This is a genomic window from Paracidovorax konjaci (assembly GCF_900112675.1).
GTDB lineage: Bacteria > Pseudomonadota > Gammaproteobacteria > Burkholderiales > Burkholderiaceae_C > Paracidovorax > Paracidovorax konjaci.
In genome coordinates, this window is sequence record NZ_FOMQ01000011.1 from 136,939 (window position 1) to 154,390 (window position 17,452).

Sequence of the window (17,452 nt, forward strand, 5' to 3'; positions counted from 1 at the left end):
TTTCTCGGTACAGTATCTGCATGACTGGAGATCACATGAGCGCACTGGAAACACAGGCCCTGGGCATGATTCCCATGGTCATCGAACAGTCGGGACGCGGCGAGCGGTCCTACGACATCTATTCACGCCTGCTCAAGGAGCGGATCGTCTTCCTGATCGGTGAGGTCAATGACCAGACCGCCAATCTGGTGGTGGCGCAGTTGCTGTTCCTCGAGAGTGAAAACCCCGACAAGGACATTTCCTTCTACATCAACTCTCCGGGCGGCAGCGTCACGGCCGGCATGGCCATCTACGACACGATGCAGTTCATCAAGCCGGACGTTTCCACGATGTGCCTCGGCTTCGCAGCCAGCATGGGTGCCTTCCTGCTTGCGGCTGGCGCCAAGGGCAAGCGGTTCTCGTTGCCCAATTCGAAGATCATGATCCACCAGGTGCTGGGCGGCGCCCGGGGCCAAGCCACGGATATCGAGATCCATGCGCGCGACATCCTGCGTACCAAGGACCAGATGAACCGCATCCTGGCCGACCGCACGGGGCAGCCACTGGACAAGGTCAAGGCGGACACGGAACGCGACTACTTCCTGACCGCCGACGAAGCCAAGGATTACGGCCTCGTCGATCAGGTGGTCGCCAAGCGGCCCTGACGCGAAACGGGCTACCGGGCGGCGTTTTCCCCCCGGGAAGACGCCGCTTTCTATTTCGTTATCATCCCGCCAATCGTTTCTGCAACACGAGGCAATGCCCACATGGCCGAGAAAAAAGGCTCTTCCAGCGAAAAAACCCTCTATTGCTCCTTCTGCGGCAAGAGCCAGCACGAAGTGAAAAAGCTGATCGCCGGCCCGTCGGTTTTTATTTGCGACGAGTGCATCGACCTGTGCAATGAAATCATTCGTGACGAGCTTCCAGCCGCCGAAGGGGCACGGGACGCCCGTGGCGATCTGCCCACGCCGTCGGAAATCAAGTCGAACCTCGACAACTACGTCATCGGGCAGGAATTTGCCAAGCGCACCCTCGCTGTGGCGGTCTACAACCACTACAAGCGGTTGCGCCACAAGGACAAGGCCGGCAAGGACGAGGTGGAACTGGCGAAGAGCAACATCCTGCTGATCGGCCCCACGGGTTCGGGCAAGACACTGCTGGCGCAAACGTTGGCGCGCATGCTGGATGTGCCCTTCGTGATGGCGGACGCCACGACCCTGACGGAAGCCGGCTACGTGGGCGAAGACGTCGAGAACATCGTGCAGAAGCTGCTGCAGAGCTGCAATTACGAAGTCGAGCGCGCGCAACGGGGCATCGTGTACATCGACGAGATCGACAAGATCTCCAGAAAGTCCGACAACCCGTCCATCACGCGCGACGTGTCGGGCGAAGGTGTGCAACAGGCCCTGCTGAAGCTGATCGAGGGAACGATGGCGAGCGTTCCACCCCAGGGCGGCCGCAAGCACCCCAACCAGGATTTTCTGCAGATCGACACGACCAACATCCTGTTCATCTGCGGAGGCGCATTTGCAGGCCTCGAAAAGGTGATCGAGAACCGCACGGAAGCATCTGGCATCGGTTTCGGTGCCGCGGTGAAGAGCAAGAAGCAGCGTTCGCTCACCGAGGTTTTCACCGAAATCGAACCCGAAGACCTCATCAAGTTCGGTCTCATTCCCGAACTGGTCGGCCGCATGCCTGTGGTCACCGCTCTCGCTGAACTCAGCGAAGACGCGCTGGTCCAGATCCTCACGGAGCCCAAGAATGCGCTCGTCAAGCAGTACAGCAAGCTGCTGGCAATGGAAGGCGTGGAATTGGAAATCCGCCCGGCGGCTCTCAAGGCGATCGCCCGCAAGGCCCTGGCCCGCAAGACCGGCGCCCGCGGACTTCGGTCGATCCTGGAGCAATCCCTGATCGGCACCATGTTCGACCTTCCCAACGCCAGCAATGTGGAAAAGGTCGTGGTGGATGAGTCCACCATCGAAGAGAACAAGGCCCCGCTGCTCGTCTATCGCGAAGCGGCGAAGAAGGCCTGAATCCAGCCCGTCTCTCACCCCGTATCGCAGGGGTGCATCGTGTGGCCGCCAGCCTGCGGGGCTGGCCGAGGCAACCGCAGCGCCGAAGATGGTGCGCTGCGGGTTGAAAATATCGGCGAGTGGACCATATTCCACTCAGCTTTATGAGGATTCCCATGTCCGGACATACCCCCCTGCCCGCCACTCCACTCGACCTTCCCTTGCTCCCCTTGCGCGATGTGGTGGTGTTTCCACACATGGTGATACCGCTCTTCGTCGGCCGCCCCAAGAGCATCAAGGCACTGGAACTGGCCATGGATGCCGACCGCCGAATCATGCTCGTGGCGCAGAAGACGGCGGCGAAGGACGAGCCGCTGGTTTCCGACATGTTCGACGTGGGCTGCGTTTCCACGATCCTGCAGATGCTCAAACTCCCGGACGGCACGGTGAAGGTGCTGGTGGAGGGGCAGCAACGGGCGGGCGTGACCTCGATCGAAGACCACGAGACGCACTTCACCGCCACGGTGACGCCAGTGGAGGCCACCGAGGGAGAGCACAAGCCGAGTGAAATCGAGGCCTTGCGCCGGGCGGTGATGCAACAGTTCGATCAGTACGTCAAACTGAACAAGAAAATCCCGCCGGAAATCCTGACGTCCATCGCCAGCATCGACGATCCAGGCCGGCTGGCCGACACCATCGCGGCACATTTGCCGCTCAAGCTCGAGAACAAGCAGGCGGTGCTGGATCTGGCCGATGTGAAGAGCCGTCTTGAGAACCTCTTCGAGCAGCTCGACCGCGAAGTGGACATTCTGAATGTCGACAAGAAGATCCGCGGCAGGGTCAAGCGACAGATGGAAAAGAACCAGCGCGACTTCTACCTGAACGAGCAGGTCAAGGCGATCCAGAAGGAACTGGGCGAAGGCGAAGAAGGCGCCGATATCGAGGAGATCGAGAAAAAGATCAAGGCCGCCAAAATGCCCGCGGAGGCCCGGAAGAAAGCCGACGCCGAGCTCAAGAAACTCAAGCTGATGTCGCCCATGTCGGCGGAAGCCACGGTGGTGCGCAACTACATCGAAGTGCTCACCGGCCTGCCGTGGAGCAAGCGCACGAAGATCAAGCACGACCTGGCCAATGCCGAAGGGGTGCTGAACGAGGACCACTACGGCCTGGACAAGGTGAAGGACCGCATCCTTGAATACCTTGCGGTGCAACAACGCGTGGACAAGGTGAAGGCCCCCATCCTCTGTCTGGTGGGCCCCCCTGGCGTGGGCAAGACCTCGCTGGGTCAGTCGATCGCCAAGGCGACGGGGCGCAAGTACGTGCGGATGGCGCTCGGCGGCATGCGCGACGAAGCAGAGATCCGCGGCCACCGCCGCACCTATATCGGAGCCATGCCAGGCAAGGTGCTGCAGAGCCTCAACAAGGTCGGCACCCGCAATCCGCTCTTCCTGCTGGACGAGATCGACAAGCTGGGCACGGATTTTCGCGGCGATCCTTCCAGCGCTTTGCTGGAGGTGCTGGATCCCGAGCAGAACCATAAATTCGGCGATCACTATGTCGAGGTGGATTTCGACCTCAGCGACGTGATGTTCGTGGCCACCTCCAATTCGATGAACATTCCGCCGGCCCTGCTGGACCGGATGGAAGTGATTCGCCTGTCCGGTTACACGGAAGACGAAAAAACGAACATCGCCATCAAGTATCTGCTGACCAAGCAGATGGGCAACAACGGCGTCAAGGACGAGGAGTTGCAGGTTACGGAAAGTGCGGTGCGCGATGTCGTCCGCTACTACACGCGGGAAGCGGGTGTTCGGTCGCTGGAGCGGGAGCTTTCCAAAATCTGCCGCAAGGTGGTGAAGGGTCTGCAACTCAAGCAGTTGCAACCCCAGGTCGTGGTGACTGCCGACAACCTTCCGGACTATCTGGGCGTCCGCAAATACACCTATGGCCGTGCCGAGCAGCAGAACCAGGTCGGCCAGGTCGTGGGCCTGGCCTGGACGGAAGTCGGCGGCGACCTGCTGACCATCGAAGCGGCCACGATGCCGGGCAAGGGCGTGATCACCCGTACCGGATCGCTCGGGGATGTGATGAAGGAATCGGTGGAAGCCGCGCGCACGGTCGTGCGCAGCCGTGCGCACCTTCTCGGCATCAAGGATGAGGCCTTCGAGAAACGCGACATTCACATTCACGTGCCGGACGGCGCGACACCGAAGGATGGTCCGAGCGCGGGTGCCGCGATGACAACTGCATTCGTCTCCGCATTGACGGGCATTCCGGTGCGCGGCGACGTGGCCATGACCGGCGAGATCACCCTGCGCGGGGAAGTCACCGCCATTGGCGGCCTGAAGGAAAAGCTGCTGGCCGCGCTGCGCGGCGGCATCAAGACCGTGCTCATCCCGGAAGAAAACGTCAAGGATCTGCAGGAGATCCCCGACAACGTGAAGAGCGGGCTGGAGATCGTCCCGGTGAAATGGATCGACAAGGTGCTCGAGGTGGCGCTGGAGCGCAAGCCCATTGCGCTGACCGAAGAAGAGATCGCAGCGGCCATCACGGCGCGTGAGAACCGGGAGGCATCGGCCGCGGCAGGGGCGTCGGTGAAGCATTGAGGCAAACTTTTTCTGGACCACCAGAAAAGTGCGCTACAATTCATCCCATCGATGCCAAACGTTGTAGAATGCAAGGCTTCGGTAAATGCGGGAATAGCTCAGTTGGTAGAGCGCAACCTTGCCAAGGTTGAGGTCGAGAGTTCGAGACTCTTTTCCCGCTCCAAACTCCAAAAAAGGGGAAGCCGAAGCTTCCCCTTTTTGCCAAGGAAAGCATCTTCGGCGCGGTAGCAAAGCGGTTATGCACCGGATTGCAAATCCGTGTAGGTCGGTTCGACTCCGGCCCGCGCCTCCAGATACTGAAGTGGCCTGCTCTTTCGATGGGCAGCCAAAAATTGGCAAAAGCATCAAAAAATGGTGCTACAATTTGAGGCTTGTTGTTTAGCAATGAACAGCGAGCAATGCGGGAATAGCTCAGTTGGTAGAGCGCAACCTTGCCAAGGTTGAGGTCGAGAGTTCGAGACTCTTTTCCCGCTCCAATCATTTGGACACGCAACAGCGATGTTCAATTCAAAAAGGCCCGAAAGGGCCTTTTTCTTTTTGTCGGCGGCAAACGTCTTTTCTCAGGCCAGCGTCGCCAGACTTTCCCGGGCCGCGCTCCCGTCGCCGGACTCCAACCGCCCTCTTCTCAGCCGCGGCCCCGCGCAAGACCGCAGCGCCGCATGGGACAATCGCCCTCCATGACACCGGAACAGTACGTCCAACAAAAAGCCGCAGCTTCCGGCAGCAGTTTCTACTACGCATTTCTCTTTCTTCCGCCTCCCAGGCGGGCGGCCATCACGGCGTTCTACGCGTTCTGCCGCGAGGTGGACGATGTGGTGGACGAGGTGTCCGATGCCGGCGTTGCACGCACCAAGCTGGCTTGGTGGCAGGCCGAAGTGGCCAAGTCGTTCGCCGGCCAGCCCCCCACGCACCCGGTGATGCAAGCGGTCATGCCGCACACGGGGCTGTACGGCATCGAGGAGCGGCACCTGCAGGCGGTGATCGACGGCTGCCAAATGGATCTGGAGCAGACCCGGTACCTGGATTTCCCGGGGCTTACGCGGTACTGCCACCAGGTGGCGGGCATCGTGGGCGAAGTGGCGGCGCGCATATTCGGGCCGGCCGACGAACGCACGGTGGAGTACGCCCACACGCTCGGCCTCGCATTCCAGTTGACGAACATCATCCGCGACGTGGGCGAAGACGCGATGATGGGCCGCATCTACCTGCCGGTGGCCGAACTCCAGCAGTTCGACGTGAAGGCGCACGAGATCCTCAAGCGCCAGTATTCAGACCGCTTCACCGCCCTCATGCGCTTCCAGGCCGAACGCGCCCACGACCTCTACGACCAGGCGCTGGCGCTGCTTCCGCCGGAGCAACGGCGGGCGCAGAAGCCCGGGCTGATGATGGCCAGCATCTACCGCACGCTGCTGCGCGAAATCGAGCGCGACCAGTTCCAGGTATTGCACCAGCGTATCGCGCTCACGCCGCTGCGCAAGCTGTGGCTGGCGTGGAAGATGCAGGCGCTGGGGCGCATGTGATGCCGCGCCGCACGGCGGTCCATGGCGTGGCTTCCACCCCCTTCTCCGGCCGCCGGGAAGGCTGAAGCGCGGTGTCCCGGATGGCCGTCATCGGCGCCGGCTGGGCCGGTTTGGCTGCGGCCATCGCGGCCGCACAGGCGGGCCATGCCGTCTCGGTCTATGAATCCGCCCGGATGCTGGGCGGGCGGGGCCGGGCCATGCCCCCGGGTGGGGAGCCTGCGGCGGCGCAGGCTCCGCACCGGCTCGACAACGGCCAGCACATCCTCATCGGCGCCTATGCGGAATGCCTGCGGCTCATGCACTGGGTGGGAGTGGATCCGGACGAGGCCCTGCTGCGCATGCCGCTCGCCCTGGTGTTCCCCGACGGTTCAGGACTGCGTTTTCCCGATGTGCCGCCTCCCTGGGATGCCCTGTGGGGAATCGCCAGCGCACGGGGCTGGAGCGTATCGGAGCGCGCCGCTTTGCTGGGCCGCGCGGCACGCTGGCGGCTCTCCGGCTTTCGCTGCGCCCCCCAGGCCACCGTGGCGCAGCTCTGCGAAGGGCTTCCGGCCCGGCTGATGCGTGAATTCATCGATCCGCTGTGCGTGTCCGCGCTGAACACGCCTTGCGACGTGGCCAGCGGCACGGTGTTCCTGCGGGTGCTGCGCGACAGCCTTTTCAGCGGCCGTGGAGGCTCCCACCTGCTGCTGCCGCGGCGCGACCTGGGCGCGCTTTGGCCGGAGGCCGCCGCCGATTGGTTGCGGGGCCGCGGACACCCCGTGCAGACTGGGCGGCGCATACAGCGCCTGGAACGCAGCCAATCCGGCGCTGGAGGGCCATGGAAGGTGGACGGCGAAGCTTTCGACGCCGTGGTGCTGGCGGCGTCCAGCACGGAAGCCTCGCGGCTCGTGGAGGGTGCCGCGCAGGCGCTGCCCCCTGCGGAGGCCGCGCCGCTGCGCGCCTGGGCCGCCACGGCCGGCGCACTGCCGTTCACCGCCATTGCCACGGTCTATGCCCGGCTGCCGGCCGGCCAGCCAGGCCCTGCCACGCCCTGGCCTAGCCCGATGGTGGCACTGCGCAACGGGCCAGGCGCTCCGGCGCAGTTCGTGTTCGACCGGGGCCGGTTGGGTGCCAGCCCCGGGTTGCTCGCCTTCGTGGTGAGCGCTTTCGAGGGAGAGCGCGCCGCACTGGAACAGGCCGTCGTCGGGCAGGCGGCGCGCCAGCTCGGGCTAGCGGGCCTGCAGATCGTGCAGACCGTGGTGGAAAAGCGCGCCACGTTTGCGTGCCTGCCCGCCCTGCAACGCCCCAGGCGAGCGATCGCCCCAGGGCTGCAGGCCTGCGGCGACTATGTGGAAGGCCCCTACCCCGCCACGCTGGAGGGTGCGGTGCTTTCAGGCACCGCAGCGGGCCAGCAGGTTTTGGATCAAACCCGCTCCATGCCGCTGTGATCTGGTCATAGTTTGCTATTAAAAATATAGCAAATCAAACTACCGCGGCGCCCGCTTGTGCGCCACGGCCCGGCCAGGGAAGGACATCCGCCAGCTTGAGCACGGCCAGGCCGGTGTTGCCCCAGAAGCGCTCCAGGCTCTCTCCGCGCTCGATGAGCAAGCGATGCACGAGCGGCTCCAGCGCCGTGGTGGTGGCTTCCGCCACCAGCAGGTAACGCGGTTCTTCGGCCTCCTCGGCGCCATGGGCGGCCTCGTTGACCTGCACGACCCAGTCCAGCCCCACCAGCACCTCCAGCACGGGTTCGAGCTGCAACGCATCCACGCGCAGGGCCTGGGCCAGCTCGCCCGCGGGAAGACCGCGACGGCGGGTGCCGCGGGCTTCATGCAGCTGCTGCAGCACTTCGATGGCCAGCTGGAAGCTCCAGCCCTGCTGGCCGGCAGTGCGTGCCACGCCGGTCAGCAGGCTCGGCAGATAGGCGGCCACCACCGCGCCCAGCAGCACGATGACCCAGGCCACGTAGATCCAGACCAGCAGGATCGGCAGCGTGGCGAAGGCGCCGTACAGCACCGAATAGGTCGGCACGGACGCAAGGTACAGCCCCAGCACCTTCTTGGCGACCTCGATGCCCACGGAGACGAAAACCCCGCCCGACCATGCGTGCCGCCAGCGGACCTGCGTGTTGGGCACGTAGCGGTACAGCGCCGCGGTGCCACCCGCCAGCAGCATGAATTCGATCGAATCGAAAAGCAGCCGCGCGCTGTCGGGCAGCGCGGCATTCAGCCCCCGCGAGGCGCTGGACGCCACCGAAGTGGTCAGCGCGAGGCTGGCCGCCAGCACCAGCGGCCCGAGCGTGATGACGGCCCAGTAGATCAGCACGCGCTGGCCGAGCGGGCGCAGCCGGGGCACGCGCCAGATGTTGTTGAGCGTGCGGTCGATGGTGAGGATGAGCGCCAGGGCGGTGGCGAGCAGGATCGAGAAGCCCGCCACCCCCAGACCGCTCGCCTTGGCCGCGAACTGCGTCAGGTAGCCCAGCACCTGGCGGGAGATGCTGTCGGGCACCAGGCTGTCGACCAGCCAGCGCTGCAGCCCCGTCTGCAGCGTTCCGAAGATCGGGAAGGCCGTGAAGATCGCCAGCGCCACGGTGAAGAACGGCACCAGCGCGAGCAGCGTCGTGAAGGTGAGGCTGCTGGCCGTGAGGCCCAGGCGGTCTTCCCGGAAGCGTTCACGCAGCGTCTGCGCGGTGGTGCGCCAGGGGAAGTGCGACAGGTCCGAGAGCAGGGCTTCGAAGCGCTGTGCGAGGTGGGCGAAAGGCATGGTCGATATGATGCCACCCCGATGACCCCGACCCCTGCCGTGACACCGCCCGAACCCTCGATCGCCGCCACCCGCTGGCTCGCCGTGGGGAGCCTGATGGGCCTCATCGTGCTGTCCCTCGCGTGGGAGCTGTGGCTCGCACCGCTGCGGCCCGGCGGATCGTGGCTGGCCCTCAAGGCCCTGCCCCTCGCGCTGCCGCTCGCCGGGCTGCTCAAGCACCGCATGTACACCTACCGCTGGGTCAGCCTCGTGGTGTGGCTGTACTTCACCGAGGGCGTGGTGCGCGCCTGGAGCGATGCACCGCCGGGCCGCTGGCTGGCGCTGGCCGAGATCGCGCTGTGCCTGGGCCTGTTCACGGCCTGCGCGATGCACGTGCGGCTGCGCCAGCGGCAGGCACGCGCCCGCAGCGCAGCCGCAGTGGCGGCGGCCCCCCCGGAGCCCGCTATCCCGTCGCCGCACCGCTGATCGATCGTGCGCCCTGCCCCCACCGCCGTCCCTTCGACGCCCGCCTCCGCTCACCCTACCGTCCCCGTTTCCGCGAGACCGACCGCCATGTCCACCTTCCTGATCGATACCCTGCGCCAGATCGTTGGCGATGCCCACGTGCTCACCGAAGGCGACCTCACCGCCTGGGAGCAGGACTGGCGCCGCCGCTCGCGCGGCAAGGCGCGCGCCGTGGTGCGCCCCGGCTCCACGGCCGAGGTGGCGGCGGTGGTGCGGGCCTGCGCCGATGCGGGCGCGCCCATCGTGCCGCAGGGCGGCAACACCGGGCTGGCCGTGGGCTCGATTCCCGATGCCTCCGGCACGCAGGTGGTGTTGAGCCTCACGCGCATGGCGGCCGTGCGCGCGGTCGATGCCGACAACCTCACGATGACGGTCGAGGCCGGCTGCGTGCTGCAGAACCTGCAGGACGTCGCCGAGAAGGCCGGCCTGCTGTTCCCCCTGAGCCTCGCGGCCGAGGGCAGTTGCACCATCGGCGGCAACCTGGCCACCAACGCCGGCGGCACGCAGGTCGTGCGCTACGGCAACACGCGCGATCTCTGCCTGGGCCTGGAGGTGGTGACGCCCCATGGCGAGGTCTGGGAAGGCCTGAAGGGCCTGCGCAAGGACAACACCGGCTACGACCTGCGCGACCTGTTCATCGGCAGCGAAGGAACGCTGGGCATCATCACCGCGGCCACGCTGAAGCTCTACCCGCGCCCCGCCGCGAGCCTCACGGCCTGGGCCGCCGTGCCCTCGATGGAAGCCGCCGTGCGCCTGCTGGGCATGGCGCACCAGCACCTGGGAGCCAGCCTCACGGGCTTCGAGGTGATGGGCCGCTTCGCGCTCGGCCTCGTCGCGCGGCACATGCCGCAGTTGCGCGTGCCCTTCATCGACCAGGAGGACGTGCCCTACGGAGTGCTGCTCGAAAACGCCGACAGCGAATCCGAAGCGCATGCGCGCGCGCGCTTCGAGGCGCTGCTGGAGACCGCGTTCGAAGACGGCTGCGTGAGCGATGCCGTGGTGGCCGAGAACCTGTCCCAGGCGCAGCAGCTCTGGCACATCCGCGAGAACATCCCGCTCGCGCAGGCCGAGGAAGGCCTCAACATCAAGCACGACATCTCCGTGCCGATCTCGCGCATCCCCGCCTTCGTCGAATACGCCGACGCGCTGCTGGCGCGCGAGGTGCCGGGCGTGCGGCTGGTCAACTTCGGGCACCTGGGCGACGGCAACCTGCACTACAACGTGCAGGCCCCCGCCGAGGGCGATGCCAAGGCCTTCCTGCGCGATGAGGAAAAGCGCGTGAACCACCTCGTGTACGAAGCCGTCGCCCGGTTCGGCGGCTCGTTCTCGGCGGAGCACGGCATCGGCGAATTGAAGGTGGACACGCTGGAGGCCTACCAATCGCCCGTCGCGCTGACGATGATGCGGGCGATCAAGCAGGCGCTGGACCCGCGCGGGCTGCTCAATCCGGGCCGCGTTCTGGCACGGCGCCCCTGACGCGAATCCCGGAGCGCCCGCGGCGCTCCAATGCCGCCACGCCGATTGCTATATTAAAGATAGCAAACTATTCAATGGATCCGGCGGCATGGAGCATATTTCGCTTCAAATCCTGCGCCATGGCCCCCGCGGCGGCCGGGGCGCACCGAAGCCCGTGCGCAGGCGCCGCACGCCCGGCCTAGAATCGCGGGCTGCCCTTTCGCCCGGCGCTGCCATCCGGCAGCCGCCTAGCAGCCCCTCCGGAACGCCATGACCGACCGCCCCATCCGCCACCAGTACGAAGACTTCATGCGCCACGTGGCCACGCACGGCGTAGCCAAGGGCGACCGCACGGGCACCGGCACCCGCAGCGTCTTCGGGCACCAGATGCGGTTCGACCTGAACGAAGGCTTCCCGCTGGTGACCACCAAGAAGGTCCACCTGAAATCCATCATCCTGGAACTGCTGTGGTTCCTGCGCGGCGACCGCAACGTGCGCTGGCTGCAGGAGCGCGGCTGCACCATCTGGGACGAATGGGCGCGCGAGGACGGCGACCTGGGCCCCGTGTACGGCGTGCAGTGGCGCAACTGGCCCACCGCGGATGGCGGGCACATCGACCAGATCGCGCAGGTGGTCGAGACCCTGCGCCGCAACCCGGATTCGCGCCGCATCCTCGTGAGCGCCTGGAACGTGGCCGAGCTCGACCAGATGGCGCTCATGCCCTGCCATGCGCTGTTCCAGTTCTACGTCGCACCCGCGCAGGAGCCCGGGGGCCGCGGCAAGCTCTCGTGCCAGCTCTACCAGCGCAGTGCCGACATCTTCCTGGGCGTGCCCTTCAACATCGCCAGCTACGCGCTGCTCACGCACATGGTGGCGCAGCAGTGCGACCTCGACGTGGGCGACTTCATCTGGACCGGCGGCGACTGCCACGTGTTTGTGGAACCAAAAAACGTGCAGATTCATTAAAAATCAACAACTTAAGTTGATTTAACGCTGCACTTTTCTCGATTTCCGCCATCTGCTCGCGCCTGACTGAGCCCAGCTCAGCACCTCAAGCAGCCCCCCCGTCCACAGCGGGCCTACTCCACCTGTTTCGGTGGCCGCCCCGGCTTGCGCTCTGGCAGCAGCGCCACTGCAGCCAGCCTTTTCGCCTCGTCATCTAGGTAGCTCAATGCCTGCTTGAGCAGTTTGTCGGGCGTCGTCTGCAGGCCCACTGCTAGGTTGTACAGAATTCTCACCGTTGGACTCTTCAGTCCCCGCTCCACGTCGGCAAGGTAGTTCCGATGCACGAGCGCCGCGCTCGCCAAAGCTTCCTGGGTCATGTTCAAGGAACGGCGCTTAACCGCAATGGTTAGCCCAACGACCGTATCCCAATCTGCTGAAGAAGCCATGTACCCGAAGCTGTAGAGAGGCTTCGAGTCTTCCTAAGACGCAAAACGCAATAAATCCTCTATAGTGTGCATTTATCAATTAGACAACAACTCCTCACGCCATCACGTACAGGGATGGCGCTGCTGGAGCTATACAGACGCGGGTACCGCGGACCTTCATGCCAACGACAGCTCGTTCGCCTGAGTTCATCCACGCACATCAGGCAAATTCGCCTGGAATGTCCGAACTTCTTCACAAAGCGGCTCAGCGAACTCATTTGCCTTGGTTCAGCCTCACCTACCTCACGCATGATGACGGTGCAGGGGCATGGGTCACTGCTTGTGCACAGTCCATCAAAGAGCTTATCCTGCACCTGAGGACCGCACCCAATCCTCAGCTGGCCCATTTGCTCGTGATGGCCCCGCCGAGATGGTCTGCTGCCGGACAGTGGTCTCGCTTCAAAGTAGACATGGTCGAGCGCGGCGAGCACAACGGCACAGAGGTCTTGGTCTACACAGTAGCGAGCCGCGGCGAGTATTGCTTCGACTCGCCCGAAGTTGAGCCTTGCGATGTCACGCGCCGTCGCAAGGTCCTACACGTCAACTGGTACCGCCACTTTGACATCTGATGCTTGCACTGAAGTGCAGTCGCCAATTGACGTGGCACCTGAAAACCATGAATGAGCTTCAAACAGCTGCTCGTCTTAGCGATGCGCTGGAACGTTCCGGCTGGGGCGAATGGCAGCTTTCGCGGTACGCGAACGTCAAGCTCTCGATGGTTGAACAGCTTCTCGCTGGTTCGAGGATCGCTTCTGTCGGCGCGCTCTGTAGAGTTTCTTCTGTGCTTGCGCTAGACCTCATGTTACACGCAGCGCCGCCTGTAGTACGACAGGTTGGGCCAGTGAAAACGGTCGTCGACGAAGCCATCGAGAAACTGAACGCAGCGCCCAAACAGGAGAACCACATCGCGCTTCAGGCGCAGGCTTTTATTGAGTCGGAGTACGCAGAGCTAAGGCTTGTCCATGATTTCATTGTCACGCTTGAGTTCAAGGAATTGGCACGGCGCCTTGCTGGGCGACGCACATTCGACTACGGCGGCCCGTGGCTCGTGGAATGGTTGAGGCAGCCTGACATAGGGCTCGGTGCGCGCCCCATTGCCCTTGTCACGCAACCCGGTGCCCGCTCGCTGGTCACAGCTCGGCTTGAGCAAATCATTCTCAATGCCGGCGCTTAGCACGTACATCTTCTTGGACAGCGAGTTCATGATGCTGGCGGACGGCAGCGCGCACATCTTCAGCCTGGGACTGTGCGGCCCCATAGACGGTCAGGAGTTCTACGTTGAGAACGTCGAGATGCCCTGCGAGCGGCCCAACGACTTCGTTGCGGGGTTCGTCCTACCGCAGCTTCGCAGCGGGAGTGCGAAGGCACTCACCTCGACACACATGGGCATTGCCCTCGTCGCGTGGCTGCATCAGTTTGAGGGCCAAGCCCTGGAAGTCTGCTATGACTGGCATGTGGATCGTATGGCCCTGGAAAACCTACTGCAGCAGGCCGATCCATTGATGGAAATCCGGTACGACGCCTGTCCAGTGAGCTACCTGATCGAAGATGAGGCCGGCATTCGCGCAGCAGATGCATGTTGGATGGAGCTGGAAAGGACTCGCGGACTTCGTCGTCACCACGCCTTGGCCGACGCCCTGGCGCTGCGCGCTAGATTCATGGCCGTACATGGGGCCGAAGCCGTCGATGGAGGGGCTGTCTAATGATTGAACTCAAGTGCGTGCGTTGCGGATGGGGGCATGCCGGCGTGACCAAGGCGCAGGCCCAGAGTTGGGCAGATGAGGCGAACCGCGACAGCGCTGCCAGCGGCGAGTCGCCCGCTGCGAGCCTTGTGGTGTATCAGCGGTGCTTCCGGTGCCAGGCCAGCGCGCAGGACTTTGTTTTAGCCTGCCGTGAAGATGCCCCTGCCGGCTGCACGATTCAGCCTGCAATCGTCCCAGTACACAACCAATGGAGCGCCCGAGGCGATCCACACGGGACTTAGGGTTGGCTACAGCATGCATGTGAACGACATCATTCCGCGGCTCGGACTCGACGTGGGCCGCGTACTGATTGCGTCTGAGCAACCAGGGACCGAGGACACATCTTTCATCGGAGGCTCCATGACCGACGCGCTTGCCACCCCAGCCTACCCAGGCATGTTTGAGCATGTTCCTGTACTTGTGAAGCGGTTTCAGGGAGAGGTATGGCTGGTATCCAAGGCCGGGCGACGGGTCCAGGAGAGAACAATCCGTTGGTTGGCCCACCACAAGTTCTATGAGCGTACCGGCATCCAACCGGGCAACATTCGCTTCTGTAGGGAGCGTCCGCAGAAAGCCGACCACTGCCGCGAGCTGGGAATCACACACTTCATCGACGACAGGGAAGATGTACTCCAGCATCTCGAAGGCGTGGTGGCACATCGGTTCTTGTTCGGGCCGCAGACGCGCAAAGTGGTGGACCAACGGCTATCAAGACTGGCGACGTGGGCGGATGCCACGGCGAAGGTAATGCCGGGTGTCGCCAGCGACAATCCGCACCGCATGTCCTAGCGTTGCCGGATTGCCGCCTACCGTTTCACCGGCGCGATCCCAAAAGGCCGCGCCGGCCGGATCACAGAACGTCCTTGACCTTATTCAGCAGCGTCCCGAGGAACTGGCCCCAGAACTGGGTCAGGTCTTGATACTGATCGACCGGATTCGGATGCATGGACTCCGCCTTTCCATATGCGACGAGCAAGAGCGACATTGCCTCGATGCTCCGACGTGCTGCCTTGACCGCCTCGTCGCCGGAAACAGTTCCCGGGTCTCGCTGAGAAATGGCCTTCAAGGGCTCCCACATCTCTCGGTAGAAGGGGTGACGTGTGTTCAGGCGGATGATGACCTGGTCGGCGACGTGCGTGGTGCTCAAGAAGACGTTGCCGGGGAAGCTCACCGACTCGATGACGAATGGCAGCTTGCGCTTGTCTTCGACGTACTTCTGTTGCTCCTCCGGCTTTGTGAAGCCGGCGTCTTCCGCCAGCTCCTTGAGTGCATCCTCAGGCCCGGGTGTGCCGGGCTGCGGCTCCGCTCTCGGCTTCGGCATGGTCGCATCGACGCCCTTCACGGCATCCAGGATCGCACCGTGCTCCCCCGAGGCCTCGTGCTGTTGTCGAGATGCCTCGCCCCACACGTCGTCAATCAGCTTGCGAGCGGTCGGGATGTGCTTCTTAAGCAACTCGCGCAGCTTCTCGCGCAGTTCGCCGTGCGGCTCGACCCCTCGTTTGACGTTCCGGATGCCAAAGTAGTCATCCAACTCCGGGTCGAACGAGACCTCGATGCCGATGAAGCGGTCCGTGTCCTTCACGCCGCCAGGCAAGATGCGCGGCACGTTCGAATAGGCGACCTCGCGGTTTTTGCGAACGAAGCTGAGTGCCCCCTCGTTCTCTGGAACACGCAAAGTCCTCGCCAGTGCGTCGCCACCCTTTCCTCGGCTACGCAACACTTCTTTTGGGTACAGGGTCACCCGCAGGCGCGCGGTATGTTCTCCGACCTTCACCAAATCTTCGCCGATGGTTGTTGCGCGGTAATGGTGCAGCGCGCCTCTCTTGAGGTCGTCCCGCTTGTACTCCTTGTTGAGTTGCACGTCGGCCCAGGTTCGTTCCAACAGCATTAGGGGATCGTGCGGCACAAGGCCCTGCCCATTGATCGAAATCTTGATGCCTCCATCGAGGAAGTGCCGGAAGATGCGCGACAGCTCCTTCTCAAGCTCCTGCCGGAGTTCGTTGAAATCGCGCGCAGCGCGGCCCTCTTCGAGCCTGTCCACGCGAGACCAGAGCACCACAGTGCCGGTCTCATTGGGAAACTCGAGCTTGAGGTCGGCAGGCGGCTCTGCGGGCGCCGGCGCGCTGAGCACCACTGACTTACCGGCGGCTTCTTCCTTGAGCGCCTCATCGAGGTCAAAATGGACGTGCAGCCAGTCAGCGCCCGCTGTGTCGCGACTCCAGACGTCGATGCGACGCCCGAAGTTCAGCGCGGCCAGCTTCGCGCCAACACCGTACTTGCCGATGGTGTCCGACCGCATGTAGCGAGACGAGTAACCCAGCACCAAGTAGCGGTGCAGGATGGCCGCTGGCATGCCAGCGCCGTCATCGCTGATCGCAATGCGGTGAACACGCTTTTTTCCGCGCTCCTCGCTTTGCTCCAGCAAAACGGCGATGTTGTTCGCGCTTGCCTCGATGCTGTTGTCGATGACCTCGCCCAAAGCCGTAGGCAGGCTGTGACCGGAGTCGCGCAGGGACAGCAGGGCCTGTCCGGTTTGGATCATCGGGATTTCGATGTCAATCTTTTGTGTCTTGGCGTTCATGTGTATTTCCTCTGTTTTTGCGGCCGTCAAATTTGTTCGGCGGCCACCATGGGCACAGCACTATCTTCTGGGCGCGGACGCATCAAGTGCGCCCAGGCCAGATCGTCCCTCGTGCTGCAAAAGGGGCAATTCAGTTCCGCTCCAGCTGGTCGAGCGGGATGGATTTTGTTGATGAGGCTTGGGGCTGCATGCAGCGCGTGAAACCACGCTGCCTCGAGTCGATAGGCCTGCAGCGGGGTCGCACATGCGTGCCACGCAACATGGGTCGCCAATGGCAGGAGGGGATGCCCGGCCAACCTGGTTTGGAGGCAGTGGTCCGACCTGCCGACATAGATGGGCAGTCCCATCTGAAGCAGCGTGTAGGCGCCTGGCCAGCCCGGAACGATCAGGGCGCGCAGCACCCCAGGCGTTGCGATGAAAGCGAATCGCGCGTGATCCCCGAACTCGAGTTCAGCATGCGAAGGCATGGCCACCCCCGCGATGCTCGGTCAGCCACAGCTCGATGTGCATGGAGGCACGCACCCGGCCGCTCCACACCATACGACGCAAGCCACGCGCGATGGGCTGCGCTGGCTCGGAATCGGGGGTGGGACGCTGTACCAGGAGTCTCGCTTGCACCTGCTTCGCAATGAGCTGTTCGGCTTCCGTCAACAGCTCTTGGGCGTCGAAGTCGTCGAGCACGGACCTGCCGTTGAACACGAGGTCCAAAGCACGCTCAGCAATTCGGTACGGGGAGGATTCAGGCTGGTGCTTCGAGAGAAGCACCTGAAAGGACGCGATGGCGCGCGATTGCGCCTCAGACAAGGAGATGGTCATGGTTCGCCTTTGTGTGCACAACCGCCCCTAGTGGGTGCAGCCACGCCTTACTCGACTGATTGCTT

At 63.7% G+C, this 17,452-nt stretch carries 15 protein-coding genes, 3 tRNA genes and 1 pseudogene; 15 read left to right on the forward strand and 4 right to left on the reverse strand.

The window, feature by feature from the left end; genetic code table 11:
- Positions 1 to 35 precede the first annotated feature (35 nt).
- The 8 genes from clpP (at position 36) to hpnE (ending at position 7,544) form a co-directional block, all read left to right on the forward strand.
- Entirely contained in the window at positions 36 to 644 is a 609-nt protein-coding gene (gene clpP, locus BM144_RS16425; RefSeq protein WP_092954485.1) for an ATP-dependent Clp endopeptidase proteolytic subunit ClpP, read from the forward strand.
- 102 nt (positions 645 to 746) lie between these two features.
- On the forward strand, positions 747 to 2,012 hold the full coding sequence (clpX, locus tag BM144_RS16430) for an ATP-dependent Clp protease ATP-binding subunit ClpX (RefSeq protein ID WP_092954488.1): 1,266 nt from the start codon (positions 747 to 749) through the stop codon (positions 2,010 to 2,012).
- Positions 2,013 to 2,167: 155 nt separating this feature from the next.
- Positions 2,168 to 4,597, forward strand: coding sequence for an endopeptidase La (gene lon, locus BM144_RS16435; RefSeq protein ID WP_092954491.1), 2,430 nt, complete (start codon positions 2,168 to 2,170; stop codon positions 4,595 to 4,597).
- A gap of 87 nt (positions 4,598 to 4,684) precedes the next feature.
- Positions 4,685 to 4,760 (forward strand) — tRNA-Gly (locus BM144_RS16440).
- 55 nt (positions 4,761 to 4,815) lie between these two features.
- Positions 4,816 to 4,889 (forward strand) — tRNA-Cys (locus tag BM144_RS16445).
- 108 nt (positions 4,890 to 4,997) lie between these two features.
- Positions 4,998 to 5,073, forward strand: a tRNA-Gly gene (locus BM144_RS16450).
- A 201-nt stretch (positions 5,074 to 5,274) separates the two neighbouring features.
- Positions 5,275 to 6,117: a presqualene diphosphate synthase HpnD gene (hpnD, locus tag BM144_RS16455; RefSeq protein ID WP_092954638.1), complete on the forward strand. Its 843-nt coding sequence runs from the start codon at positions 5,275 to 5,277 to the stop codon at positions 6,115 to 6,117.
- A gap of 80 nt (positions 6,118 to 6,197) precedes the next feature.
- Positions 6,198 to 7,544, forward strand: coding sequence for a hydroxysqualene dehydroxylase HpnE (gene hpnE / locus BM144_RS16460; protein WP_092954494.1), 1,347 nt, complete (start codon positions 6,198 to 6,200; stop codon positions 7,542 to 7,544).
- Between the two features lie 34 nt (positions 7,545 to 7,578).
- Here hpnE and BM144_RS16465 read toward each other — a convergent pair whose 3' ends face one another.
- Positions 7,579 to 8,859 carry a YihY family inner membrane protein gene (locus BM144_RS16465; RefSeq protein ID WP_092954497.1) on the reverse strand — a complete coding sequence of 427 codons (1,281 nt, stop codon included), beginning with the start codon at positions 8,857 to 8,859 and terminating at the stop codon, positions 7,579 to 7,581.
- A 21-nt stretch (positions 8,860 to 8,880) separates the two neighbouring features.
- On the opposite strand from BM144_RS16465, the gene BM144_RS16470 reads away from it, so the two are divergent.
- From BM144_RS16470 to BM144_RS16480, 3 genes and pseudogenes are all read left to right on the forward strand, one after another.
- On the forward strand, positions 8,881 to 9,324 hold the full coding sequence (locus tag BM144_RS16470; RefSeq protein ID WP_092954500.1) for a DUF2069 domain-containing protein: 444 nt from the start codon (positions 8,881 to 8,883) through the stop codon (positions 9,322 to 9,324).
- An 87-nt stretch (positions 9,325 to 9,411) separates the two neighbouring features.
- Complete coding sequence (locus BM144_RS16475) at positions 9,412 to 10,839, forward strand: FAD-binding oxidoreductase (protein WP_092954503.1); 1,428 nt, start codon at positions 9,412 to 9,414, stop codon at positions 10,837 to 10,839.
- Positions 10,840 to 11,088: 249 nt separating this feature from the next.
- Positions 11,089 to 11,754: pseudogene (locus tag BM144_RS16480) on the forward strand (thymidylate synthase); the annotation flags it as partial.
- A gap of 143 nt (positions 11,755 to 11,897) precedes the next feature.
- On the opposite strand, the gene BM144_RS16485 reads toward BM144_RS16480, so the two are convergent.
- Positions 11,898 to 12,209 (reverse strand): helix-turn-helix domain-containing protein, encoded by a 312-nt coding sequence (locus BM144_RS16485; RefSeq protein ID WP_092954509.1) that lies wholly within the window; start codon positions 12,207 to 12,209, stop codon positions 11,898 to 11,900.
- Positions 12,210 to 12,427: 218 nt separating this feature from the next.
- Between BM144_RS16485 and BM144_RS22855 the strand changes: the two genes are divergently transcribed.
- The 4 genes from BM144_RS22855 (at position 12,428) to BM144_RS16500 (ending at position 14,779) form a co-directional block, all read left to right on the forward strand.
- Positions 12,428 to 12,817 (forward strand): hypothetical protein, encoded by a 390-nt coding sequence (locus tag BM144_RS22855; protein ID WP_139225744.1) that lies wholly within the window; start codon positions 12,428 to 12,430, stop codon positions 12,815 to 12,817.
- The gene (locus BM144_RS22860) at positions 12,817 to 13,422 is read left to right on the forward strand and encodes a hypothetical protein (protein ID WP_139225745.1); all 606 of its coding nucleotides are present in this window, start codon (positions 12,817 to 12,819) and stop codon (positions 13,420 to 13,422) included. The genes BM144_RS22855 and BM144_RS22860 overlap by 1 nt, the downstream gene beginning before the upstream one ends.
- 13 nt (positions 13,423 to 13,435) lie before the next feature.
- Complete coding sequence (locus tag BM144_RS16495) at positions 13,436 to 13,951, forward strand: hypothetical protein (RefSeq protein ID WP_175526052.1); 516 nt, start codon at positions 13,436 to 13,438, stop codon at positions 13,949 to 13,951.
- A 195-nt stretch (positions 13,952 to 14,146) separates the two neighbouring features.
- Positions 14,147 to 14,779 (forward strand): hypothetical protein, encoded by a 633-nt coding sequence (locus BM144_RS16500; RefSeq protein WP_245783699.1) that lies wholly within the window; start codon positions 14,147 to 14,149, stop codon positions 14,777 to 14,779.
- A 61-nt stretch (positions 14,780 to 14,840) separates the two neighbouring features.
- Here the strand turns inward: BM144_RS16500 and BM144_RS16505 are convergent, their stop codons facing one another.
- Together BM144_RS16505 and BM144_RS16510 are read right to left on the reverse strand one after the other, a co-directional pair.
- A complete protein-coding gene (locus tag BM144_RS16505; RefSeq protein ID WP_092954519.1) occupies positions 14,841 to 16,571 on the reverse strand; it encodes an ATP-binding protein in 1,731 nt (576 codons plus the stop codon).
- A 450-nt stretch (positions 16,572 to 17,021) separates the two neighbouring features.
- Positions 17,022 to 17,387 (reverse strand): hypothetical protein, encoded by a 366-nt coding sequence (locus tag BM144_RS16510; RefSeq protein WP_092954522.1) that lies wholly within the window; start codon positions 17,385 to 17,387, stop codon positions 17,022 to 17,024.
- Positions 17,388 to 17,452: the final 65 nt, after the last annotated feature.